Origin of the sequence: Pseudomonas flavocrustae, assembly GCF_029872515.1 — a bacterium.
GTDB lineage: Bacteria > Pseudomonadota > Gammaproteobacteria > Pseudomonadales > Pseudomonadaceae > Chryseomonas > Chryseomonas aestiva.
On the sequence record NZ_JAPDIQ010000018.1, the window covers coordinates 16,351 to 40,894 of the forward strand.

22 protein-coding genes are annotated in these 24,544 nt (G+C 63.0%); 12 read left to right on the top strand and 10 right to left on the bottom strand.

The window, feature by feature from the left end; translation table 11 throughout:
- Positions 1–38 precede the first annotated feature (38 nt).
- Entirely contained in the window at positions 39–770 is a 732-nt protein-coding gene (gene pgeF / locus OMP44_RS24185; RefSeq protein ID WP_280311521.1) for a peptidoglycan editing factor PgeF, read from the bottom strand.
- Positions 767–1,726, bottom strand: coding sequence for a 23S rRNA pseudouridine(1911/1915/1917) synthase RluD (rluD, locus tag OMP44_RS24190; protein ID WP_208692756.1), 960 nt, complete (start codon positions 1,724–1,726; stop codon positions 767–769). The genes pgeF and rluD overlap by 4 nt, the downstream gene beginning before the upstream one ends.
- Before the next feature lie 188 nt (positions 1,727–1,914).
- Here rluD and OMP44_RS24195 point away from each other — a divergent pair, with 188 nt between their 5' ends.
- A complete protein-coding gene (locus OMP44_RS24195; RefSeq protein ID WP_280311522.1) occupies positions 1,915–2,940 on the top strand; it encodes an outer membrane protein assembly factor BamD in 1,026 nt (341 codons plus the stop codon).
- 67 nt (positions 2,941–3,007) lie between these two features.
- Here the strand turns inward: OMP44_RS24195 and OMP44_RS24200 are convergent, their stop codons facing one another.
- Entirely contained in the window at positions 3,008–4,630 is a 1,623-nt protein-coding gene (locus tag OMP44_RS24200; protein WP_280311523.1) for an NAD+ synthase, read from the bottom strand.
- A gap of 131 nt (positions 4,631–4,761) precedes the next feature.
- On the opposite strand from OMP44_RS24200, the gene OMP44_RS24205 reads away from it, so the two are divergent.
- The 3 genes from OMP44_RS24205 to OMP44_RS24215 are packed head-to-tail and all read left to right on the top strand — an operon-like array spanning position 4,762 to position 7,911.
- Positions 4,762–5,010, top strand: coding sequence for a PP0621 family protein (locus tag OMP44_RS24205; protein ID WP_187980249.1), 249 nt, complete (start codon positions 4,762–4,764; stop codon positions 5,008–5,010).
- Complete coding sequence (locus OMP44_RS24210; protein ID WP_280311524.1) at positions 4,994–6,568, top strand: sensor histidine kinase; 1,575 nt, start codon at positions 4,994–4,996, stop codon at positions 6,566–6,568. Before OMP44_RS24205 ends, OMP44_RS24210 begins: the two co-directional genes overlap by 17 nt.
- Positions 6,569–6,570: 2 nt before the next feature.
- Positions 6,571–7,911, top strand: coding sequence for a sigma-54-dependent transcriptional regulator (locus OMP44_RS24215; RefSeq protein WP_280311525.1), 1,341 nt, complete (start codon positions 6,571–6,573; stop codon positions 7,909–7,911).
- Here the strand turns inward: OMP44_RS24215 and thiO are convergent, their stop codons facing one another.
- Positions 7,912–9,015: a glycine oxidase ThiO gene (gene thiO / locus OMP44_RS24220; protein ID WP_280311526.1), complete on the bottom strand. Its 1,104-nt coding sequence runs from the start codon at positions 9,013–9,015 to the stop codon at positions 7,912–7,914.
- A 95-nt stretch (positions 9,016–9,110) separates the two neighbouring features.
- On the opposite strand from thiO, the gene OMP44_RS24225 reads away from it, so the two are divergent.
- The 7 genes from OMP44_RS24225 to OMP44_RS24255 all read left to right on the top strand — a co-directional run bounded on the left by OMP44_RS24225 (position 9,111) and on the right by OMP44_RS24255 (position 16,632).
- A complete protein-coding gene (locus OMP44_RS24225; RefSeq protein WP_187980253.1) occupies positions 9,111–9,635 on the top strand; it encodes a GspH/FimT family pseudopilin in 525 nt (174 codons plus the stop codon).
- Between the two features lie 105 nt (positions 9,636–9,740).
- Positions 9,741–10,208 (top strand): GspH/FimT family pseudopilin, encoded by a 468-nt coding sequence (locus tag OMP44_RS24230; protein ID WP_280311527.1) that lies wholly within the window; start codon positions 9,741–9,743, stop codon positions 10,206–10,208.
- The gene (gene pilV, locus OMP44_RS24235; RefSeq protein ID WP_187980254.1) at positions 10,205–10,708 is read left to right on the top strand and encodes a type IV pilus modification protein PilV; all 504 of its coding nucleotides are present in this window, start codon (positions 10,205–10,207) and stop codon (positions 10,706–10,708) included. Before OMP44_RS24230 ends, pilV begins: the two co-directional genes overlap by 4 nt.
- Positions 10,705–11,802, top strand: a complete 1,098-nt coding sequence (locus OMP44_RS24240) for a PilW family protein (RefSeq protein ID WP_280311528.1) — start codon at positions 10,705–10,707, stop codon at positions 11,800–11,802. The genes pilV and OMP44_RS24240 overlap by 4 nt, the downstream gene beginning before the upstream one ends.
- Positions 11,799–12,284: a pilus assembly PilX family protein gene (locus tag OMP44_RS24245; RefSeq protein WP_187980256.1), complete on the top strand. Its 486-nt coding sequence runs from the start codon at positions 11,799–11,801 to the stop codon at positions 12,282–12,284. The genes OMP44_RS24240 and OMP44_RS24245 overlap by 4 nt, the downstream gene beginning before the upstream one ends.
- Positions 12,285–12,298: 14 nt before the next feature.
- Positions 12,299–16,171 (top strand): pilus assembly protein, encoded by a 3,873-nt coding sequence (locus OMP44_RS24250; protein WP_187980257.1) that lies wholly within the window; start codon positions 12,299–12,301, stop codon positions 16,169–16,171.
- A 2-nt stretch (positions 16,172–16,173) separates the two neighbouring features.
- Entirely contained in the window at positions 16,174–16,632 is a 459-nt protein-coding gene (locus OMP44_RS24255; protein WP_187980258.1) for a type IV pilin protein, read from the top strand.
- Positions 16,633–16,647: 15 nt separating this feature from the next.
- Here the strand turns inward: OMP44_RS24255 and ispH are convergent, their stop codons facing one another.
- From ispH to murJ, 6 genes are all read right to left on the bottom strand, one after another.
- Positions 16,648–17,592 carry a 4-hydroxy-3-methylbut-2-enyl diphosphate reductase gene (ispH, locus tag OMP44_RS24260; RefSeq protein ID WP_208692784.1) on the bottom strand — a complete coding sequence of 315 codons (945 nt, stop codon included), beginning with the start codon at positions 17,590–17,592 and terminating at the stop codon, positions 16,648–16,650.
- 34 nt (positions 17,593–17,626) lie between these two features.
- Entirely contained in the window at positions 17,627–18,073 is a 447-nt protein-coding gene (locus OMP44_RS24265; RefSeq protein WP_187980260.1) for an FKBP-type peptidyl-prolyl cis-trans isomerase, read from the bottom strand.
- Positions 18,066–18,569 (bottom strand): signal peptidase II, encoded by a 504-nt coding sequence (gene lspA / locus OMP44_RS24270; protein ID WP_133861310.1) that lies wholly within the window; start codon positions 18,567–18,569, stop codon positions 18,066–18,068. Before lspA ends, OMP44_RS24265 begins: the two co-directional genes overlap by 8 nt.
- Positions 18,562–21,396, bottom strand: a complete 2,835-nt coding sequence (gene ileS / locus OMP44_RS24275) for an isoleucine--tRNA ligase (RefSeq protein WP_273861777.1) — start codon at positions 21,394–21,396, stop codon at positions 18,562–18,564. Before ileS ends, lspA begins: the two co-directional genes overlap by 8 nt.
- A 1-nt stretch (position 21,397) precedes the next feature.
- A complete protein-coding gene (gene ribF / locus OMP44_RS24280; protein WP_133861312.1) occupies positions 21,398–22,345 on the bottom strand; it encodes a bifunctional riboflavin kinase/FAD synthetase in 948 nt (315 codons plus the stop codon).
- Positions 22,346–22,424: 79 nt separating this feature from the next.
- Complete coding sequence (gene murJ, locus OMP44_RS24285) at positions 22,425–23,963, bottom strand: murein biosynthesis integral membrane protein MurJ (protein WP_133861313.1); 1,539 nt, start codon at positions 23,961–23,963, stop codon at positions 22,425–22,427.
- 243 nt (positions 23,964–24,206) lie between these two features.
- Between murJ and rpsT the strand changes: the two genes are divergently transcribed.
- Entirely contained in the window at positions 24,207–24,485 is a 279-nt protein-coding gene (gene rpsT, locus OMP44_RS24290; RefSeq protein WP_007160795.1) for a 30S ribosomal protein S20, read from the top strand.
- Positions 24,486–24,544: the final 59 nt, after the last annotated feature.

Consider the following 24,544-nt stretch of genomic DNA (forward strand, 5'->3'; position numbering starts at 1 on the left):
GATTCAAGCCAGAGAGGCTTGACATCCCAAAAAAAGACCTAGGGCTTGATCCAGATCAGGCTGGCGAAGCGCCCGGTACGGGCGGCGCGCCGATAGGAAAAGAAACGCTGGTCATCGGCGAAGGTATCGAAGCCGCCACCATAGACCGCCGTGATGCCCTGAGCGGCGAGACGCAGACGAGCCAGGGCATAGAGATCGCCCAGGTACTTGTCCCCGCCCCTGGCCACGAAGCAGCGCTCGGCGTCGCCCTGCTGGGCGACAAAGGCCTCACGCACCTCGGCACCGACCTCGAAGCTGGCCGGACCTATGGCCGGGCCCAGCCAGACCAGTACCTCGGCGGGGGCTACCTCCAGACTGGCCGCGGCAGCTTCCAGTACGCCACCTGCCAGACCGCGCCAGCCGGCATGGGCCGCCGCGACGCGGGAGCCGTCACGCCGGCAGAACAGCGCCGGCAGGCAATCGGCGGTCATCATGGTCACCGCTACACCGGGCGTGGCCGTCCAGGCCGCATCGGCACGCAGCACCTGCGTAGGATCGGCTTCGACGACAGCGGTACCATGGACCTGTTCGAGCCAGGCCGGCTGACACTCCAGGGCTTCGCCCAGGCGTCGACGATTCTCGGCAACCGCCGCCGGATCGTCACCGACGTGATTACCGAGGTTGAAGCTGGCGAAAGGCGACTGACTGACCCCACCCAAACGGGTGGTGACGCAGGCCTGGACGCCGACCGGCGCCGGCCAGTCCGGCCGCAGCCAGTCGGCGCCGATCATTCGAAGGATTCCCGGTCCTGGCGCAGCAGATCCAGCAGCCAGACAAAATCCTCGGGCAGCGGCGATTCCCAGCGCAGGCGCTCGCCGGTCACCGGATGATCCAGTTCGAGGAAGCGCGCATGCAGCGCCTGGCGCGGAAATTCGCGCAGGGTCTTGATCAGGGTCGGATTGGTCGCCGGCGGGATCTTGAAGCGCCCGCCATAGACCGGATCGCCCACCAGCGGAAAACCGACGTGGGTCATGTGCACACGGATCTGGTGGGTGCGCCCGGTTTCCAGCTTGACCCGGGTATGGGTATAGGCGCGGAAGCGCTCCAGCACGCGGTAGTGACTGACAGCGGGCTTGCCGCCGGCGATCACCGCCATCTGCTGGCGACGCTGGGAATGACGACCGATGGGCGCATTGACCGTGCCGCCGGCGACGATCACCCCGGCGACGACGGCTTCATAGATGCGGCTCACCGAGCGTGCCTGCAACTGGGCGACCAGATGGGTATGGGCTTCCAGGGTCTTGGCCACCACCATGAGTCCGGTGGTGTCCTTGTCCAGGCGATGGACGATGCCGGCACGCGGCACGCTCTCCAAGCCGGGCACGTGGTGCAGCAGGGCGTTGAGCAGGGTGCCATCGGCATGGCCGGCGGCCGGATGCACCACCAGCCCGGCCGGCTTGTCGAGCACCAGCAGGTGATCGTCTTCGTAGACGATGTCCAGCTCGATGTCCTGGGCCACCCATTCGCCCTGGGCCTCGCGTTCGGCTCGCAGCGCCAGCTGGGCGCCACCATGGACGGTGTCGCGCGGGCGCAACACGGCGCCGTCGACGGTCAGGCTGCCGTCCTTGATCCAGGCGGCGAGACGCGAGCGGGAGTGTTCGGCGAACAGCTGGGCAGCGACCTGATCGAGGCGCTGACCACCCAGTTCGTAGGGGACTTCGGCATTGAGAACGATGGATTCGGACATGGATCTGCGCGGGCAATGGCGGGGCTTTTGGAATCGGCCCGACCCTGTGGTTAAATACGGCGACTTTTTTGCCCCGGCATTCCGGGTCGATCATCATAACAGGACGGTTCCGGCCCCGTCACAGGCTAGGTGAGTGCTCTCCGCGCTCATCCCTGCACCGCCGACCGTTTCGGGGAATCCAAGCCGCCATGCAATTGAAGCACCTGCTGCTGGTCACCAGCCTAGTCCTCACCGCCGCCTGCTCCTCGAAAACGCCCGAGGTTCCGGAAAATCTGCCGGAGGGCGAGCTCTATACCCAGGCTCAGCGCGATATCTCCAACAGCAGCTACACGGATGCCATCAGCAAGCTGAAGGCCCTGGAGTCGCGGTATCCCTTCGGTCGCTATGCCGAACAGGCCCAGCTCGAGCTGATCTACGCCAACTACAAGAACGGCGAGCCGGAAGCGGCGCGCACGGCGGCGGATCGCTTCATCCGCCTGCATCCGCAGCACCCCAACGTCGACTACGCCTACTACATGAAGGGCGTGTCCTCCTTCGAACAGGATCGCGGCCTACTGGCGCGCTTCCTGCCGCTGGACATGACCAAGCGTGATCCGGGCGCGGCGCGCGATTCCTTCAACGACTTCGCCCAGTTTACCAGCCGCTTCCCTAACAGCCGCTACGCCCCGGACGCCAAGGCGCGCATGGTCTACCTGCGCAACCTGCTGGCGGCCTACGACGTGCACGTCGGCCACTACTACCTGACCCGCAAGGCCTATGTGGCCGCCGCCAACCGCGGTCGCTACGTGGTCGAGAACTTCCAGGGCACCCCGTCCGTGGGTGACGGCCTGGCGATCATGACCGAAGCCTACAAGCACCTGGGCCTCTACGACCTGGCGGCCACCAGCCTGGAAACCCTCAAGCTCAACTACCCGGACAACGTCAGCCTCAAGGATGGCGAATTCCAGCTGCGCGAGCCGGACGACAAGGATCAGCAGCGCTCCTGGCTGACCCGTGCGACCCTGGGTTTGATCGATCGCCCGAGCGATCCACTGCCGCCCGGCGAGACCCGCGCCAGTCAGGACATCCAGCGCAAGTACCAGGAAGAGCGTGACAACCTGGCGCCCGAGCTGCGCATCGTCGACCCGGCCGAGGCCGAGAAGGCCGGTGGCGCGACGCCGGCGCCGGCCAAGCGTTCCTGGCTCAGCCGCCTGACCTTTGGTCTGTTCGACTGATTCCGCGTCGGACGTGAAAAGGGGAAGCCGGTGGCTTCCCCTTTTTTATTGCGCCGGAACCGGTGACCTAGTCGCCAATGCGCCAGCCCGAGGTGATGGGGTAGCGCCGGTCACGCCCGAAACCGCGCTGGGTGACCCGGGCGCCCACCGCCGCCTGGCGCCGCTTGTATTCGTTGAGATCCACCAGGCGCAGCACCCTGCGCACCGTTTCCTCGTCGAAGCCGGCGGCGACGATATCCACCGCCGAGAGATCCTGCTCGACATACAGGCGCAGGATCTCGTCGAGCACCGGATAGGGCGGCAGCGAGTCCTCGTCCTTCTGGTCGGGCGACAGCTCGGCCGACGGCGGCCGGTCGATCACCCGTTGCGGAATCACCTCGCCAGCGCGATTGCGATACTCGCACAGGCGGAACACCAGGGTCTTGGGCACATCCTTGAGCACGTCGAAGCCGCCGGCCATGTCACCATAGAGGGTGGCGTAACCGACGGCCATCTCGCTCTTGTTGCCGGTGGTGAGCACCAGATAGCCCTTCTTGTTGGAAATGGCCATCAGCAGGGTCCCGCGGCAACGCGCCTGCAGATTTTCCTCGGTGGTATCCCGTCCGAGCCCGGCGAACTCGCTGGCCAGGGTCTCCTGGAAGGCCTCGACCATGGGCGCGATGGGCAGCACGCTGTAGCGCACCCCCAGGGTTCGCGCCTCGGCTTCGGCGTCTTCCAGACTGATCTGGGCGGTGTAGTGGTAGGGCATCATCACCGCCTCCACCTGCTCCGCGCCCAGCGCATCCGCGGCAACCGCCAGCACCAGGGCCGAATCGATACCACCGGACAGCCCCAGTACCACGCCCTTGAAGCCGTTCTTGCGCACGTAGTCGCGCACCCCGAGCACCAGGGCGTCATAGACGCTGGCCTCCAGCGAGGCGACGGGAGTGAGCACGGCCGGCTGCGGTTGCAGAGCCTCATCGAAGATGACCGGATAGAGCCCCTCGAAGAAGGCCGGCGCGCGCTGGCTGACCTGCCCCCGGGCATCGACCACGAAGGAATGGCCGTCGAACACCAGTTCGTCCTGACCACCCACCTGGTTGACGTAGACCACCGGCATGTTGCCTTCGCGGGCACGTTCGCCCACCACCGCCTCGCGCTCGGACTGCTTGCCGCCGTGGAAGGGTGATGCATTGAGGTTGAGCATCAGCCGCGCCCCGGCCGCGCGTGCCTTGGCCATGGGCTCGGCGAACCAGATGTCCTCGCAGATGGTGACGCCGATGGGCACGCCCTGGTAAGCGAACACCGCGGCACTGTCGCCCGGCTCGAAATAGCGCTTCTCGTCGAACACTCGGTAGTTGGGCAATTGCTGCTTGCGATAGAAGGCCAACTCGGCGCCATCGCGATAGACCGCGCAGGCGTTGTAGCGCCGTCCTTCCTCCAGCCAGGGAAAACCCACCAGCACATGGATACCGGCAATCTCCTGGCGGATCCGCTGCAAGGCCTGCTCGATGCGGCGCTGCATGCTCGAGCGCAGCAGCAGGTCCTCCGGGGGATAGCCGCACAGCGACAATTCCGGGAAGACGATGAGATCGCCGCACAAGTCATCCCGAGCCTCCTGGGCCGCGGCGATGATCCGATCCACATTGCCGTGGATGTCGCCGACCTTGAGGTTCACTTGCGCCATCACGACGTTCAGCAGCTGACTCATGCACTCTTCCTTGCCCGATTGATCGGCGCATTTTCCCGCATGCAGCGAAGCGGGACAATCGATGCCATGCAGGGCTCACCGGCTGCGGCAGCCCTGCTAAACTCCACCCTCCTTCACGCTGCGAGATCGCCATGGGTCTGCTTCGCCTGCTGTTGTGGCTCGTCCTCCTGGGCGCGCTGTTCTGGATGATCAGACGCTGGTGGCGCGGCAAGACGCAGACGCCCCCCGCCAAGGCACCCACGCTGCCGCCCAATGCCATGGTGCGCTGTGCCCATTGCGGCGTGCATGTGCCCCAGGCAAGAGCCCTGGCCGATGGCGAAGGCCAGCGCTGGTATTGCAGCGCCGAACACCGCCGGTTGCAGCATGAGCGCCGCGACTGATCCAGGCACCCTGAGAGCCGACGCGGTCCTGCGGCTCTATCATCTCTATCGCATCGTCATCGGCCTGGCGCTGGTGGTGCTGATTTCCAGCGACCTGGATCAGCACTGGCTGCGCACCGTCGACGGCCAGCTGTTCCGCCAGGCCAGCTGGGCCTACCTCGCCATCAACGCCGTGCTGGCGGTCGGCCAACGGTTGTTGCGTGGCCGCGCCTTTACCCTGGCGCTGATCGACATCCTCGCCCTGGGCGGCCTGTTCTTCCTGGCCGGCGGCATCGCCAGCGGCATGGGCAGTCTGCTGGTGGTGACCGTCGGGGTGTCCAACGTCCTGATCCGTGGCCGCCGCGGCCTGCTGATCGCCGCCCTGGCCGCCATCGCCCTGCTGCTGGCGACCAGCTATCTCGACCTGCGCCGCGGCGACAGTGGCAGTGGCTATGTGCAAGCAGCGGGCCTGGGCACCCTCTGCTTCGCCACGGCGCTGCTGGTTCAAGGCCTGGTCCGGCGCCTGTTGGACAGCCAGGCCCTGGCCGAAACCCGCGCCACCGCCGTGGCCGAATTGGAAGCCCTCAACGCGCTGATCCTCGAACGCATGCGGACCGGTATCCTGGTATTCGATGCCGAATACCAGGTGCTGCTGGTGAATCCGGCAGCCCGCCGCCTGCTGGGGGTGGACGACGAGGACACCATCGCTCCCCTGGCCCTGGGGCTCGCCCAGCGCCTCGAGGAATGGGAGCGCAATCCCAGTATCCGGCCCGCGCCCTGGCGCGCCTATGCCAACGGCCCCCTGTTGCAACCCAGCTTCGCCCGCCTGCAGCAGGGCGAGGGTGAGCGGGTGCTGACCTTTCTCGAAGACGTCTCACGCATCGCCCAGCAGGCCCAGCAACTCAAGCTCGCCTCCCTCGGCCGTCTCACCGCCGGCATCGCCCACGAGATCCGCAATCCGCTGGGCGCCATCAGTCACGCCGCGCAACTGCTGCAGGAATCCGAAGAACTGACCACGCCGGATCGGCGCCTGGCGCAGATCATCCAGGACCAGTCGCGGCGGATGAACCGGGTGGTGGAAAACGTCCTGCAGCTGTCACGCCGCCAGCAGGCCGCCCCCCAGCTGATCGACCTGCGCTACTGGGCGCACCGTTTCGCCGGGGAGCTGCGCCCTACCCTGCCCGCCGGCCAGACGCTGCACGTCAAGACCGAGCCTGGCACCCTGCAGACGCACATGGATCCCCACCAGCTGGGCCAGATCCTGACCAACCTGGTGCAGAACGGCCTGCGCTACAGCTGCCAGAAGAATGGCATCGGCCAGGTCTGGCTCAGCACCTACCGCGATCCGGAAAGCGACCTGCCCATCCTCGAGGTGGTCGACGACGGAGCCGGCGTCGCCGCCGAGCAGCTCGACCACCTGTTCGAGCCCTTCTTCACCACCGAAAACAAGGGGACCGGGCTGGGCCTGTACATCTCCCGCGAGCTTTGCGAGAGCAACCAGGCCAGACTTGGCTATCATCCCTTGGCGAATGGCAGCTGTTTTCGCATCACCTTCGCCCATCCCCGCACAATGAGCTGAGCATGGCCCGACAGAAAGTCCTGATTGTCGACGATGAACCCGATATCCGCGAACTCCTGGAGATCACCCTGGGGCGGATGAAACTCGACACCGCCAGCGCCAAGAACATCGCCGACGCCCGGGCCGTCCTCGAACGGGAAAGCTTCGACCTCTGCCTGACCGACATGCGCCTACCCGACGGCTCGGGACTGGATCTGATCCAGTTCATCCAGCAACGCTTTCCGCAATTACCGGTAGCCATGATCACCGCCTTCGGCAGTCTGGAAACCGCGGTCCAGGCGCTCAAGGCCGGTGCGTTCGACTACCTCACCAAGCCGGTGGACCTGCCGCGCCTGCGCGAGCTGGTGGGCACCGCCCTGCGGCTGTCCGGGCCTGCCCCGGCAGTAGCCGGCGCCAGCGAAACCCAGCTGCTCGGCGAATCGCCGCCCATGCGCGCCCTGCGGGGCCAGATCGCCAAGCTGGCGCGCAGCCAGGCGCCGGTCTATATCAGCGGGGAATCGGGCAGCGGCAAGGAGCGGGTGGCACGACTGATCCATGAGCAGGGCCCGCGCGCGGGCCGCCCCTTCGTCCCGGTCAACTGCGGCGCCATCCCTTCGGAACTGGTGGAAAGCGAATTCTTCGGCCATCGCAAGGGCAGCTTCACCGGCGCCATTGAGGACAAGCAGGGCCTGTTCCAGGCCGCCCAGGGCGGCACCCTGTTTCTCGACGAGGTGGCTGACCTGCCGCTGCCGATGCAGGTCAAGCTCCTGCGCGCCATCCAGGAAAAGGCCGTGCGCCCGGTAGGCAGCCAGCAGGAGATCAGCCTGGACGTGCGCATTCTCAGCGCCACCCACCGGGATCTCGCCGCCGAGGTCGCCGCCGGGACCTTCCGCCAGGATCTCTACTACCGCCTCAACGTCATCGAATTGCAGGTGCCGGCTCTGCGCGAGCGCCGCGAAGACATCGGCGTCCTGGCCAGCCATATGCTCGAACGCCTGGCGCGCGACTCGGGCCTGGCCGCGGCCACGCTGGGCGAGGATGCCCTGGCCAAGCTCAAGAGTTACAGATTCCCCGGCAACGTGCGGGAACTGGAAAACATGCTGGAGCGGGCCTACACCCTCTGCGAAGGCGACGTCATCCGCCCGGCCGACCTGCGCCTGGCCGATGCGCCAGCGGCCACCGCCACTGGCGAAGCCAGCCTGGCCAACATCGCCAATCTCGAAGACCACCTGGAATCCATCGAGCGCCAGCTGATCATGCAGGCGCTCGAAGAGACCCGCTGGAATCGCACCGCCGCCGCGGAGCGCCTGGGTCTCTCCTTCCGGTCGATGCGCTACCGCCTGAAAAAGCTCGGCATCGACTGATCAGCCCACCACCAGCCGCGTGCCTGGCGCATAGGGCGCCGGATCGATGATCGGCGTGCGTTCGGTGAGCAGATCGGTCAGCAACTGGCAGGAGGCCGGTGCCAACACCAGGCCGTTGCGATAGTGCCCGCAGTTGAGCCACAGGCCGGGCAGCTCGGGCACCGGCCCGATGAAGGGCACGCCATCCGGCGACCCTGGCCGCAGTCCTGCCCAGTGCCCCACCGGCGCCTGGCCGGCCAGCGCCGGCAGCAACTCGGCAGCCGACGCCTGCAGACTGGTCAGCGCCTCGGCGGTCGGCGTCTTGTCGAATTCGGCATGCTCCAGGGTGCTGCCGATGAGGATATGACCATCGCGCCGCGGAATGGCGTAGCGCCCCTTGGCCAGCACCATGCTGGTCAGAAAGCCCACCGGCTGGCGATACAGCAGCATCTGCCCCTTCACCGGCCGCACCGGTACCGCCAGCCCCAGACTCTGCAGCAATTCCCCGCTCCAGGCCCCCGCGCACACCACGACGGACTCGGCATGGATGGCCTCGCGCGCGGTCTGCACGCCCACCACGCGCTCGCCCTGGCGCAGGAAGCCGGTCACCGGCGACTCGCTCACCAGCGTCACATTCGGCATGCGCAGCAGGGCTTCACGCAGGGAGCGCACCAGCCGGGGATTGCGCACATTGGCCACCCCCGCCATGAAGACCGCTCGCTCATAGCCTGGCCCCAGCACCGGGACCCGCTGCCGTACTTCCTCGACCGACACCGCCGCCAGCGGCCGCACATTGCGCCGCGCCCAGTCCAGCGCCTCGGCTTCGTCCTCCAGATCGAGCCAGTACAACCCGGTCACTTCGACCTCGGGGTCTACCCCCGTTTCCTGTCGCAAGCGCTCCCCCAGCACCGGATAGAAATCCTGCGACCAGTGCGCCAGCGCCGTCACCGCCGGCTGATAACGCCAGGGATACAGCGGCGAAACGATCCCGCCGCCAGCCCAGGACGCCTCCCGCCCCGGCTCGCCACGCTCGACCACCACCACCCGCCGACCGCTCAAGGACAGGCAATAGGCCGACATCAGCCCTAGCGCACCCGCCCCGACCACCGCTACATCAAAGCTCACGTCACACCTCTACATCCTGCAATTGACTGTTCCGCCGTCTTGGCGCAAAACGGCTAGCGCGGCCAGGAAGGCCGCCTACCCACAAGGACGTCAACATGACCTATCGCATCGCGCGAGGCTTCAGCCTCTTCGAATCCCTGATCTGCCTCAGCGTGCTGAGCATCGTCGCTTCCCTCGCCATTCCCGCCTTCGGTGGAATGCTGCAGCGCAATCGTCAGCAGCTCGCCATTCAACAACTCAGGGAGACGGTCAACTTCGCCCGGGCGGCTGCCATCAACGGTTCTGGCAGCGTGTCCATCTGTCATGCACCGGCAGGCGACTGCGACAGCTCGAATCTCTGGTCGGTCACCACGCGGGTCTTCCGCGACTGGGATCGCGACGGCCTTCAGTCAGCCGAGGAGCCCACCCTGCTGACCAGTCAGCTCCCCGACGGCCTGCACTGGCGCTGGAACAATTTCCGTACGCTACCTCATCTGACGTTTTTGAACAGCGGTGTGACCAACGCCCTGAACGGCAGCTTCATCCTCTGCCAGGGCACCGAGCCGCGCGCACGACTGGTCCTGAACAAGGCCGGACGGATCGAAGTGACGAATCTTCGTACCACTGATCGCTGTGCCTGAAAGCACTGACCAAATACCTTGCCGTTTTGACCGGATATCCGCCGTACGCTGGCCCAGCCACGCATGATCCCCCATGCTTGGCCTTACAGCCTGGCGAAAAAGACGATGCGTACCCAGTACGGCTTTACCCTGATCGAAACCATGGTAGCGATCGCCATTCTGGCGATCGTGATCAGCATTGCTGCGCCATCCTTTACCCGAATACTGCAAAGCAATCGTGCGGCTGTGTTAAGCAACGAGTTGCTGGGCACCCTGCAACTCGCGCGGTCCGAAGCTCTAAAGCGGCGGACCAATGTCGTGCTCTGTCGCAGCACCGCAGGTAGCAACGTTTGCGTAGACGGCGCGGACTGGTCATCCGGCTGGCGCCTGATGCAAGGCACCATCGTGTTACGAACCTGGGAACCTATCAGTGGTGGCACTCTCACGGGTCCTAGCACAGGCATTACCTATCAAAGCAATGGCCTCAGTGGCGCTCAGGCAACATTTACGATTACTACGGCGCCCACGTGCAGCCGTACCATCCAGATCAGCGCAACCGGTAATGCCACGGTCAACGTAGGTGGCTGCCCATGAGCGGGTACGGATGGCAAAAGGGCGCCACCCTGATCGAGGTATTGGTCGCCATGCTCATCCTGGCTATCGGCTTGCTGGGTCTGGCCGGTTTGCAGACAGTGAGCGTGCAGAGCAACCAGGGCGCCTACTATCGTTCCCAGGCCACCATTCTGGCCAATGACATCGTGGATCGCATGCGCGCGAATCGAGTTGCAGCGCTGGCCAACCGGAGCAGCTATTCAGTGAGTTTTCCGACCTCAAAAAGCGACAACGCGCTTTCGGGTTCAGCGGCCCAGCAAGACGTAAATGGCTGGCTAAATGCCTTGGCTCTTAGCCTTCCCCAAGGCACAGGCAGCCTTAGCCTGGATAACAGCAACGCAGTCATCGTCACCATCTGCTGGAATGATCGCCGCGCTGCCATCAAATCGGCTCAGGCGGTGGCGCCGACAAGCGACAGTTGCAGCAGCCCTGCCACTAGCAACAGCAGCTTCGAGCTCTTCACCTACAGGACGCAGCTATGAGGCCCATCTCAGCCAAGCGGCAAGGCGGCCTTTCCATCATAGAGTTGATGATAGCCCTGCTACTTGGGCTGCTATTGATGGGCGGCGTACTGCAGCTGTTCCTATCCTCCAAACGTACTTACCAGACCAATTCGGCGCTGTCGCAAGTGCAGGAGTCAGGACGCTTCGCCTTGGAATTTCTGTCCTTCGACCTGCGGAACGCGGGTTATCGAGGGGGATGCCTGACAGCTCTCACCAGTTTGCTGCCGACCACCCTCACCCAACAGGAGGATGGCACGGACGATATCCGCTATGTCTTGACTACGGGTATACAGGGCTGGAGTACCACGAGTGATGTCAATAACCAAGCCCCGAACAGAACGCCCCCTTGGTTCAAGCCAACCTTCGATGCACGCACGCCTGACACCGATGTAGTCTTTCTTGCACATGCGGTGACACCTGCCGGTGTCTTGCTGACTGGCGCCACGGCAACCCAGATCTCGACCTCCGCCGGCCTACCTCAGAATCGTCTGCTGGTCATCAGCGACCCATTGAGCTGCCATCTGTTCGCCAATCAGAGCGCGGTCAACGACAATCGTGTATCCCTACCCAATGGCAGGACCTTCGCCCCACACGACTACGGCACCACCATCGCCAAGAACACCAGTAGCAGCACCAGTCCCAGCACTAGTAGTGACATGGCTCAGCTGTTGCTTTATCAAAGCGTGGTGTATTACCTGCAGAACAATCCTGATACCGGTGTCCCTTCACTCTGGCGCAGGGTCTACGACGGCCTCAATCAACCAGCGGAAGAACTGGTCAGTGGTATCCAGCGGCTCCAGATCCGTTATGCCACAGCAACCACTAATGGCAGCCTCAGCACCTCGGGTACCGGTATCTATAAAGACGCTAGCGATATTACAGATTGGCAAAGCGTAGTCTCGGCACGCATCCGCCTGCTAGCCGTGAGTCGCGAGCGCAATGCCGTCACGCCCAATCAACAGGTGGTCTTCAATGATCCTCCGGTCCAGGGTGTCGATCCACTAACCATCGCCGATGGCCGCATTGGCCAGGTCTTCACTCTTACCGTCAGCATCCGAAATCACCTGCCATGAATCAGCTTCCCTCGGCACAGCGCGGCGCGATACTGATCGTCACCCTGGTGATGCTACTGCTCTTGACCTTGCTAGCCCTTGGCAGCATGCGTGGCACGACCCTTGAGGAGCGCATGGCCGGAAATCTGCGTGACGAAAGCCGAGCCTTCCAGGCTGCCGAGATGGGCCAACGAGTCGCCGAGACGTGGGTAATGAACGCCAGTCTCGCTACGCTGCAGAACATGATGGTGCCACGGTCCGTAACGATCACTCCGCCAGAACTGCAGTCGACCATCTACAGCATCGTGCCGCTGCCCGGGGTCACCCTGCGAACTGCTGGAGGGGATATAGGTAGCAGCAAACCCATCACGACCAGCGTCGTCCGTATCCTTAGCAAGGGTCAGGGTGCAGCTCAAGACTTGTCCCTCTCTAGCAACGGTCAGTCCGCCAGCTCTGCAGCCAGTTCCAGCGTAGAAATCAGTACCCTTTACATCAGGCGTTAGGCCCGGAGATTTCCATGCGCCGATCTACTGCACCTTTCAGCCGCCTTAGCACTTCTGGCCTGCTGGCTTGTCTCGCCATAGCGCCATTAGCCCAGGCGACCGTTTCGCAATCGCCTCTGGTAACCGGTGGTGACATACCCGGTAGTCTCGCGCTGGTACCGTCAGTAGAGTGGCCGACGGTACTTTCCGTAGCCAACCTTGGCAGCTATAGCTCAGCCAACACCTACAGCGGCTATTTCGACTCCAATAAGTGCTACGTATACAGTTACGCGAATGCAACCGGTCAAGGTGGTACCAACTTGGATAACAGTTGGTTTCAGCCTCAAAGCGCCGCTACCGGCCGTAAATGCACGGGCGCCAAGCAGTGGAGCGGTAACTTTCTCAACTGGGCCGCGACACCTACCATCGATCCGTTTCGCAGCGCCCTGACAGGTGGTGCTCGCGTCAGGGATACCGCAACCCTTACGGTGCTTCAAAAAGCCCGACATGACGGGCAGAACAGCGCTGGCAATCGCCTTAACACTGATCAAGGGGTTATACCTCCGTCCGAAATCGCCGGCGCAACGCCTTTCGCAGCCACTTGGGACAACCTCTACGTTCGGTTGGAAGGTCAGGGTTTCGACATGCTGTTTTCCAACTGGAACGACCGTATTGGCGGCGGCGGTTCCGCGAACTATGGTTATGGCAACAACTGGTCTGAGGTCTGGGTTGATCTGGACCCAAGCAATACGCGTCAATGGGATGGCAACAATCTTCGCAGAGACTACTACCCCGGAGGTATTGCCCTTTATACCAACAGCGTCTATCGCGTGCGCGTTCAGGTACGGGTCTGTAATCCGGCGGTAGGCATTGAAACTAACTGTAAGCGTTACTCGGACACCAACTACAAGCCCGAAGGCTTGCTACAACAGTATTCAGATCGACTACGCTACTCAGTATTCAGTTATCTCAACGATTCCGATCAGCTTCGCGATGGCGGCGTACTCAGAGCCAACCAGGCATTCATCGGCCCGGTAAATCCTGACCAGAGCAGCAACTCCAGGACGGAGTGGGACGCGACCACTGGTGTTCAAAGTATCAATCCTTCACCTACCGAAGCCAGCGACACACCGGGCACTACAGGCATCACCAACAGTGGCGTCATCAATTACCTGAATAAATTCGGCTCAATGCCCTATGACGCCCAGAAAAACTATCGAAATTTGAAAAGTTTAGACCCGGTCAGCGAGCTCTATTACACAGCCATCCGCTATTTCAAGAATCAAGGCAACGTGGCCTCTTATAGCAATCTCACCGGGAACGCGACCAATCGTTATGCTCAAGCCGATGGCTTCCCAGTTGTTACCAGCTGGCAAGACCCCATCACCTACTCTTGCCAGAAAAACGTGATTCTCGGTATCGGTGATACCAATACCTGGCAAGACAAGAATCTCCCAGGAGGCGACACTTCCTCAGGTGGCGAACCCGCTAAGCCCCCCGAGGTGACAGCAGACACCACGGTGAATGTACAAACCGCCACCCAGAAAGTTGCCTCGCTGGAAAACATCACCATCAACACGCCCTTTACCGGCCGTGGAAACTCGGCCTATATCGCCGGCCTTGCCTACGATGCCCATACCCAAGATCAGCGCTCGGATCTGGCCGGCAATCAAACGATATCCACCTACTGGATGGACGTTCGGGAAAACCAGACGCTCGCTGGAAAAAGTCAGAACCAATATTGGCTTGCAGCCAAATATGGTGGCTTCGTAGTACCCAGTAATTTTCAACCCTATGCAACCACGACCACTCAGGCCAGCATCACCGAAAACCTTTGGACAACCAACGGCGAAACCCTGCCGACAGGAGACAAACGTCCGGACAACTTCTTCGTGGCCAGCGACGCTCAAGCCATGACTACCAGTCTGAAGAACGCCTTTGCTAAAATCGCCAGCGAAACCAGTAACACCAGCACCTCTCTGGGCGCCAACAGTGGCTCTCTGGAAACCGGCACAGCTTTCTACCAAGCGAACTTCAGTGCCCGTTACTGGAGCGGGGATCTGATTGCAAAGACCTTCAATACCGACGGCACCCTGTCTGCCACCAGCCTCTGGAGCGCTGCGGCCAAGCTGGATGCCCAGTCCTGGTCTACGCGCAAGATATTCACCATGGGGCCTTTTACGGGTACCAACCTGGTATCGACGGATCGCCAGAACTTCGACTGGGATGGCATCAAAGCGGAGGGGCAGACCGCGCTACGTCGCAATACCGACGGCAGTCAAGCCAGTGAGGATGAGGGCAAACGTCGATTGGCCTATCTGCAGGGCAACCGCAGCGAGGAAACCGCCGCCTCCAATCCCTTGCGTAAGCGTGCTAGTCGCCTAGGCGATATCGTCAATTCCGACCCGCTGTATGTAGGTCAGCCAGACTACGGCTATAACCTGCTGCCTAGCGCCCTTGGCGGCGATCAATACATCGCTTTCCGCCAAGGCACAGCCTATAAGAACCGCACACCTTTGATCGTCGTCGGCGCCAACGATGGCATGTTGCATGGCTTTGATGCCAGCCTTACCAGCTCGGGTGGAACCGAACTTTTTGCCTATGTGCCTCAAGCAGTGATGGGCAACCTCTACCGGCTGACCCAAAGCAACTACAGTCATAGATACTTCGTGGATGGCTCTCCAGCGACTTCTGACGTCTACTTCGGCAACAGTTGGCATACTCTGATCGTAGGCACCACAGGGGCCGGTGGCAATGGAGTCTTTGCCTTGGATGTCACGAATCCTGGAGCTATGACGAATCAAGCAGCGCTCTGGGAGTTTTCCTCTCCAGACATGCGCTATCCCATTCAAAAGCCGGCCATCGTCGCCCTACCCAATGGCAAATTCGGCGTCATCGTCACCAGCGGCTTTAGCGATAACGCCGTGACTTCAGGCAAGGTATGGATTCTTGATGCCAGCAATGGCGATGTACTCAAGACCTTTACCCTTACCACCACGGGCGGCCTGGGCGAGCCGCTGGCGATAGATCTGAATAATGATCGCATCACTGACTATTTCTATGTAGGAGATACGGCCGGGAATCTGTGGCGTTTCGACGTTTCCAGCACGGATAGCACGGCCTGGCAAACGCCTAGCGCCCCTATGTTCATTGCGACTGCCGGCAACGCTAGTAACGCTGCCAGACAACCCATCACCGCTCCTCTCAGCGCGGCCCTGAATACCGATGGCAAAGCCATCATCCTGTTCGGGACCGGTAGCTACTTTCAGATAGGCGACAACAACCTGACTGGTACGCCGCGCATGGAAACCTTCTACGGGATCGTTGATCGCGGCCAAACGGTTACCAGAAGTCAGCTGCTTGAGCAGAAGATCCTCAACGAGCGAACGGTTGGCACAAGAAAAGGACGTCGTGTCAGCACCTTCGACCTTACCTCAAACCAAGCCGGCTGGTTCTTGGACCTGGTGTGGAAGAGCGCAAATGGCGGGCCGGGTACTTTGACCGGAGAAAGAGTGGTTTCGTCGAGTAGACTGCACGGTGGTGCATTGGTATTCACGACACTGACGCCTTCAAGCGACCCGTGCACCGGCGGCGGCACCAGCTGGACCATGGCAATCAATCCGTTAAATGGCGGTTCGCTGAAATACACCTATTTCGACCTGAACCAAGACAATCAACTGAACGATAGCGACAACGACACCTTGCTCGGAGGAAACATACCTGACTCCGGCATGATAGATATCAATGGCGGTATTCTCAAAACACCTACCATATTGAATAGGGATACCTTGGCGGATGGTACTCCTTCATCTACAGACGTGCTTTATGACAGCCAAGGCAACCGTCTTGTTATTCCTAAAGGAACGAGGACATCAGGGCGAGTCTCTTGGCGAGAAATCAGGAACTGATTATGCCTGCATCCAATAAGTGGCCACATCTACCCAGACAGACTGGCTTCACGCTCATTGAACTTATGATCGTGGTGGCCATCGTCGGCATCCTGGCCGCCATCGCCTATCCGTCGTATCAGGAGCACATACGCAGGGCTAACAGAGCTGATGCCCAGGCCTCACTCATGGAGTTGGCACAGTTTATGGAACGAAACTACACCCGCCTGGGACGCTACACCACAGATGCGGCCGGTACGGCACCCACCCTGCCGTTCACTACCGCTCCCAAGGATGGAGGGCGGCCCGTTTATGATTTGAGCCTGAGTGCGGTGACGGCTACTGGCTACACCCTTCAGGCGGCCCCTCGTGCAAGCGGCCCCATGGCCGGCGATCGCTGCGGCAACTTGACGCTCGACAATGCCGGCTTGAAGGGCCAAAGCGGCACCGGCGCCACTACCGCCGACTGCTGGCGCCGCTAGGGCGCCAGGGACGTCCTATACCGCCTTTACCCTGAGCTCTCGCGGCAGGGTGAAGGTGATGTGTTCCGGCTCGCCTTCCAGCTCGACCTCGCCGGTGGCGCCCCAGCTCTGCAGCTGGTCGATGACACCGCGTACCAGGACCTCAGGGGCCGAGGCGCCGGCGGTGACGCCGATGCGCTGTACACCTTCGAACCAGCTCTGCTGCAGGTCTTCGGCGCCGTCGATGAGGTAGGCCGGGGTGCCCAGACGTTCGGCTAGTTCGCGCAGACGGTTGGAGTTGGAGCTGCTGGGGCTGCCCACTACCAGCACTACGTCGCTTTCCAGCGCCAGGGTCTTTACCGCGTCCTGGCGGTTGGTGGTGGCGTAGCAGATGTCGTTCTTGCGCGGGCCGTTGATGTGGGGAAACTTGGCGCGCAGGGCGTCGATCACAATGCGGGTGTCGTCCATCGACAGGGTGGTCTGGGAGACGTAGAACAGGGCTTCGGGGTTGCGCACCTCGAGCCTTGCCACGTCGTCCTCGTCTTCCACCAGGTAGATGGCACCGCCGGCACGATCATCGTACTGACCCATGGTGCCCTCCACTTCCGGATGCCCGGCGTGGCCGATGAGGATGCATTCCTGGCCATCGCGGCTGTAGCGCGCGACTTCCATGTGCACCTTGGTCACCAGCGGGCAGGTGGCGTCGAACACCTTGAGGCCACGCTCGGCGGCCTCGCGGCGCACGGCCTGGGAGACGCCATGGGCGCTGAAGATGAGAATGACGTCGTCCGGTACGTCGGCCACGTCTTCGACGAAGACGGCGCCCCGGGCGCGCAGGTTGTCGACCACGAACTTGTTGTGCACCACTTCGTGACGCACATAGATGGGCGGACCGAAAACGTCCAGCGCCCGATCGACGATGTCGATGGCGCGGTCCACGCCGGCGCAGAAGCCGCGGGGATTGGCGAGCTTGATCTGCATAGGCTCCTCTGCCCGCTTCACGGGCGGCGGTAGATCAGTGGGAGACGGCAGGCTCGATGGCCAGGATGTCCACGTCGAAGGTCAGCACACGGCCGGCCAGCGGGTGGTTGAAGTCGATGATCACCTGCTCGTCGTCGTAGCTCTTGACCACGCCAGGCATCTCGCCACCGGCGGCGTCGCCGAAGATGATCAGCAGACCGGGCGACAGCTCCATGTCACTGAAGTCGTCCCGGGCCATGGTCTGCAGGTTGCCGTCGTTGGGCTGGCCGAAGCCGCGCTCCGGTGGAATGGTCAGGCTGGTCTTGGTACCGGCTTCCAGGCCGAACAACGCCTGCTCGAAACCGGGCAGCAGATTGCCGTCGCCAACGGTGAAGGTGGCCGGCGCCTTGTCGAAGGTGCTGTCCACCACGTCGCCGTTCTGCAGCTTGATGGCGAAATGCAGGGTGACCCGGGTATCCGGGCCGATGGTGATTTCAGCCATGGGCTTCCTCGGGCTTCTTCTTGCGGAACATGTCCAGGGCCAGCATCACGGCACCGACGGTGATGGCGCTGTCGGCCAGGTTGAAAGCCGGGTAGTACCACTCCTGGCGCCAGTGCACCAGGATGAAGTCGATGACGTGGCCCAGCACCAGGCGGTCATAGAGATTGCCCAGGGCGCCACCAAGGATCAGGGCCAGGGCGATGGCGGTCCAGGTGTCGTTGCGCAGGCGCTTGAGCCAGACCACCAGGACCACGCTCACCACCGCCGCGATGCCGGCGAAGAACCAGCGCTGCCAGCCGGAGTGATCGGCCAGGAAGCTGAAGGCAGCGCCCGGGTTGTAGGCCAGGGTCCAGCTGAGGATGTCCGGAATCACCGGCACCTGCTGGTAAAGCGACAGGTTGGCCTGGAAGTAAAGCTTGGTCAGCTGATCCAGCAGGATCACCAGCACACTCAGGGCCAACCAGGGCAAGGCACCGAAACGCTGGGCGTCACGCATGCTCACGTACCTCGCCTGCGCCGTAGACGTTGGTCACGCAACGCTCGCAGATCTCCGGGTGTGCGGCATCCTGGCCGACGCTGTGGCTGTGATGCCAGCAACGGGCGCACTTGGGGGCCTCGGACTTGCGCACCACCAGCTTGAGTCCACTCAGTTCGCTGGTCACGGCGCCTTCCGGGGCCTTTTCCAGCGGCTGGACAGCGGCCTGGGACGAGATCAGCACGAATCTGAGTTCGTTGCCCAGGGCCTCCAGTACGGTCTGCAGGGCGCTGTCGGCGTAGAGGGTGATCTCCGCCTGCAGGCTGCCACCCAGGGTCTTGGCGGCGCGCTGGTTCTCCAGCTCCTTGTTGACCGCGGCCTTGACCGCCATCACCTGATCCCAGTAGGCGCGATCCAGGGTCGCACCCTCGGGCAGGGCGAAGAGGCCGTCGTACCAGGTGGTCAGCATCACCGACTCTTCACGCTCGCCCGGCAGGTACTGCCAGATCTCGTCGGCGGTAAAGGACAGGATGGGCGCGATCCAGCGCACCAGGGCTTCGGCGATGAGATACAGCGCGGTCTGGCAGGAGCGCCGCGGCAGGCTGTCTGCGCCGGTGGTGTACTGGCGGTCCTTGATGATGTCCAGGTAGAAGCCGCCCAGCTCCTGCACGCAGAAGTTGTGCACCTTCTGGTAGACGTTGAGGAAGCGGTACTCGGCGTAGGCCTGCTCGATTTCCTGCTGCAGCAGCAGGGCGCGATCCACGGCCCAGCGATCCAGGTCGATCATGTCCTCGGGGGCGACCCGATTGACCGCCGGATCGAAGCCGGACAGGTTGGAGAGCAGGAAGCGCGCGGTGTTGCGGATGCGACGATAGGAGTCGGCGCTGCGCTGCAGGATCTGGTCGGAGACCGCCATCTCGCCGGTGTAGTCGGTCGAGGCGACCCAGAGGCGCAGGATGTCGGCGCCCAGGCTGTCGATGACCTTTTGCGGAGCGACCACGTTGCCCAGCGACTTGGACTGCTTGCGGCCCTGTTCGTCCACGGTGAAACCGTGGGTCAGCAGTTCCTTGTAGGGGGCATGGCCGTCGATGGCGCAACCGGTCAACAGCGAGGAATGGAACCAGCCGCGATGCTGGTCGGAACCCTCAAGGTAGAGATCGGCCACCGGCCCCTGGTCATGGGCCAGCTCGGCATGGGAGCCACGCAGCACGTGCCAGTGGGTGGTGCCGGAATCGAACCAGACGTCGAGGGTGTCGCGGCTCTTGTCGTACTGGCCGGCTTCTTCGCCGAGCAGTTCGGCGGGATCGAGCTTGAACCAGGCTTCGATGCCCTCGCGCTCGACGCGCTGGGCGACGGCTTCCATCAATTCGACAGTGCGCGGATGCAGCTCGCCGCTTTCCTTGTGAGTGAAGAAGGGAATCGGCACACCCCAGTTGCGCTGGCGCGAGATGCACCAGTCGGGACGGCCGGCGATCATGCCGTGCAGCCGCGCCTGGCCCCAGGCCGGGACGAACTGGGTCTGCTCGATGGCCGCCAGGGAGCGCTCGCGCAGGGTGGCGCCTTCGTTGGGCTGCTTGTCCATGCCGACGAACCACTGGGCAGTGGCGCGATAGATCAGCGGGGTCTTGTGGCGCCAGCAGTGCATGTAGCTGTGATTGATCGCTTCGTGCTTGAGCAGCGCGCCCGCCTCTTGCAGCGTGGCGACGATGGCCGGATTGGCCTTCCAGATGAACTGGCCACCAAACAGCGGCAGCGACTCGGCGTAGACGCCATTGCTCTGCACCGGATTGAGGATGTCGTCGTTGCTCAGGCCGTATTGCTTGCAGATGCGGAAGTCGTCCTCGCCATAGGCGGGCGAACAGTGCACCACACCGGTCCCGGCGCCCAGCTCGACGTACTCGGCCAGGTAGATGGGCGACAGTCGCTCGTACAGCGGGTGGCGGAAGTTGATCAGTTCCAAGGCGGTACCCGGGGCAGTGGCGATCACCTCGCCCTGCAGGCCGTAGCGCGCCAGGCAGCTTTCCACCAGTTCCTCGGCCAGCAGCAGCAGGCGATCGCCGACGTCCACCAGCGCATAGGTGAATTCGGGATGCACGTTGAGCGCCTGGTTGGCCGGGATGGTCCAGGGGGTGGTGGTCCAGATGACGATGGCGGTGGGCTTGGCCAGCGCGCCGAGGCCGAAGGCGGCTGCCAGCTTGTCGGCATCGGCGACCGGGAAGGCCACGTCGATGGCGTCGGACCTCTTGTCCTGGTACTCCACCTCGGCCTCGGCCAGCGCCGAGCCGCAGTCGAAGCAGAAATTGACCGGCTTGAGGCCCTTGAAGACGAAGCCCTTCTGGACCAGTTCGCCCAGCGCGCGGATCTCGCCGGCCTCGTTGGCGAAGTTCATGGTCAGGTAGGGATTGCTCCAGTCACCCAACACGCCCAGGCGGACGAAGCCGGCCTTCTGCTCTTCGATCTGCTCGCTGGCATAGGCGCGGCAGCGCTCGCGGGTCAGGTCCGCCGGCTGATTCTTGCCGAAGGTGGTTTCCACCTTGTGCTCGATGGGCAGGCCATGGCAGTCCCAGCCCGGCACATAGGGGGCATCGAAGCCGGCCAGGGTCTTGGAGCGGGTGATGATGTCCTTGAGGATCTTGTTCAGCGCATGACCGATGTGGATGCTGCCGTTGGCATAGGGCGGACCGTCATGCAGGATGAAGGTCGGACGGCCCTTGCCGATGGCGCGCAGCTTCCCGTACAGGTCGATGTCCTGCCAGCGCTTGAGCGCTTCCGGCTCGCGCTGCGGCAGGCCGGCTTTCATCGGGAATGCCGTTTCCGGCAGGTTGAGCGTCGCTTTGTAATCGGTCATGTCAGTCCAGGCTCGTTGACGGTTGCCCCTGCCAGTAGGCGCGGGCCGTGGCGACGTCCGCTTCGATCGCCGCCTTGAGGGCCTCCAGAGAGGCGAATTTCTGTTCGTCGCGGACCTTCTGCACGAAGGTCACGCTGAGGTGGCGACCATAGAGGTCGCCGGAAAAGTCCAGCAGATGGATTTCCAGATGCGGACGGCCATCGCCCTGCACCGTCGGTCGCTGGCCAATGTTGGCCACACCGGGTACCACCTGCCCATCGATCAGGCTGCTGACCAGATAGACGCCGCGCAGCGGCGGTCGGCGCCGCTTGAGCTGAACGTTGGCCGTGGGCCAACCCAGCTGACGCGCCAGCTTCTGGCCGTGCAATACCCGCCCCGAAAGGCTGTAGGGGCGTCCCAGCATGCGCGCGGCCAGGGCCAGATCGCCGTCGGCCAGAGCCTGGCGGATCAGGGTGCTACTCACCCGCAGGCCGTCCAGCTCGACGGTGGTAGCGGCTTCCAGGGTGAAGCCATGGTCGCGGGCGGCCAGATTCAGGTAGGTGAAGTCGCCGGCGCGGTCGCAGCCGAAGCGGAAGTCGTCGCCGATCTCCAGGTGCTTCACCCCCAGGCCGTCCACCAGCACCTGCTGAACGAAGGCCTCGGCGGACAACTCGCGCAGCCGCCGATTGAAATTCAGGCAGAGCACGTTGTCGACGCCCAGGCGCGCGAAGCATTCCAGTTTCTCACGCAGGCGGGTCAGGCGCACCGGCGCGATGTCGGGCAGGAAGAATTCGCGGGGCTGCGGTTCGAAGATCACCACGCAACTGGGCACCCCGAGCTCCGCCGCTCGCTCACGCAGCCGCGCGAGGATGGCCTGGTGCCCCAGGTGAACCCCGTCGAAGTTGCCAATGGTGGCAACGCAGCCCTTGGGAAAGGCGTCGAGATGATGGAGACCGCGAAACAGCTGCATGGATAGGGATTGCTCAGAAATTAATCGATTATATCCGGATGCCCGCCGCGAGGACAGGCGCACACCCGGCCTTGTGCAATCACAGCACCGCGCGCCGATTGAAGTCGCGCACGCGGAAGCCGAGCAGGAAGAGACTGGCGAAATAGGCCAGCACCCCCGCCGCGACCAGGCCGCCCAGACGCAGCAGGCGCTGCCACATCAGTCCTTCGCTCCAGCTGGGCAACAGCTGCATCAGACCGAACAGGACGGCGGTCATCACCGCCACCGCGATCAGCAGCCGGAGCAGGAAGCCCGTCCAGCCCGGTTGGGGGATGAACAGGTTATGGCGGCGCAACTGCCAGAATAAAAGGCCGGCGTTGAGACAGGCCGCCAGACCTATGGCCAGGGCCAGGCCGACGTGCTGCAGCGGCCCGATCAGGATCAGGTTGAGCACCTGGGTCACCGCCAGGGTGAAGATGGCGATCTTTACCGGCGTCTTGATGTTCTGCTGGGCATAGAAGCCCGGCGCCAGCACCTTGACCAGGATGATGCCGAGCAGTCCCACGGCATAGGCGACCAGCGCCCGCTGGGTCATCAGGGCGTCATGGGCATCGAAGCGACCGTACTGGAACAGCGAGACGGTCAGCGGCTCGGACAGCAACGCCAGGGCCGCGGAACAGGGCAGCACCAGCAGGAAGCAGAGTCGCAGCCCCCAGTCGAGCAGTCGCGAATACTCCTGGCGATCGGCTTTGGCGTAGGTGCGCGACAGCGCCGGCAGCAGGATGGTCCCGAGCGCCACGCCGAGCACTCCCGAAGGCAACTCCATCAGGCGATCGGCGTAGTACATCCAGGACACCGAGCCGGCCGCCAGGAAGGAGGCGAAGATGGTGTTGATGATCAGCGAGATCTGACTGACCGAGACCCCGAGGATCGCCGGCCCCATCTGCTTCATGACCCGCCAGACGCCGGTGTCGCGCAGATTCAGCCGCGGCAGCACCAGCATGCCGATGCGCTTGAGGTGTGGCAGCTGATAGAGGAACTGGGCCAGGCCACCCACCAGGGTCGCCCAGGCCAGCGCCATGATCGGCGGATCGAAATAGGGCGTCAGGAACAGCGCGAAGATGATCATGCTGATGTTGAGCAGGGTCGGCACGAAGGCCGGTACATTGAATCTGTTCCAGGTATTGAGCACGGCGCCGGCCAGGGAGGCCAGGGAGATCAGCAGGATGTAGGGAAAGGTCACCCGCAGCAGGCTGGACGTGAGGGCGAATTTCTCCGGGGTATCGGCAAAGCCCGGCGCGGTGATCCAGATCACCAGGGGCGCGGCCAGCATGCCCAGCACCGTGACCACCGCCAGCACCAGGGTCAGCAGGCCGCTGACATAGGCCAGGAAGGTCCGGGTGGCCTCCTCGCCCTGCTGGGCCTTGTATTCGGCCAGGATGGGTACGAAGGCCTGGGAAAAGGCGCCCTCGGCGAAGATGCGGCGCAGGAGATTGGGCAGCTTGAAGGCGACGAAGAAGGCATCGGTGGCCATGCCGGCGCCAAAGGTGCGGGCGACGATGGTGTCGCGCACGAAACCCAGCACGCGGGACAGCATGGTCATGGAGCTGACGGCGGCCAGGGACTTGAGCAGATTCATGGCTGGGAGAGGACTCGGTGAACGCAGCGGGACGTGACGAAGGAAGCGCGCGAGCGCAGTCGTGCGATGGGCATAAGCGATCGAGTGTAACGAGGCCCTTCATCGGCGACCAGCCGGATATCCATCCAGACGGCCTTGACAGCCGACGCCAGGGACGTCAAGATTCGCGACCTTAATTTAGCTCTGTACTTGCTACAGAGTTCGCTCTGTACCCAATACAGTCTTTTTCGAAGGAGCTCCACGGTGGCTAACTCCCCCTCCGCCAAAAAACGCGCCAAACAGGCTGAGAAGCGTCGCAGCCACAATGCGAGCCTGCGCTCCATGGTGCGTACCTACATCAAGAACGTCGTCAAGGCGATCGAAGCCAAGGACCTGGAAAAAGCCAAGTCCGCTTACGTTGCTGCCGTCCCGGTCATCGACCGCATGGCCGACAAGGGCATCATCGACAAGAACAAGGCCGCTCGTCACAAGAGCCGCCTGAACGCTCACATCAAGGCCCTGGCTACCCCCGCCGCTGCCTGATAAGCGTTCGAACAAGAAACCGGCCTAGGCCGGTTTCTTGTTCGAACGCTTATCAGGCA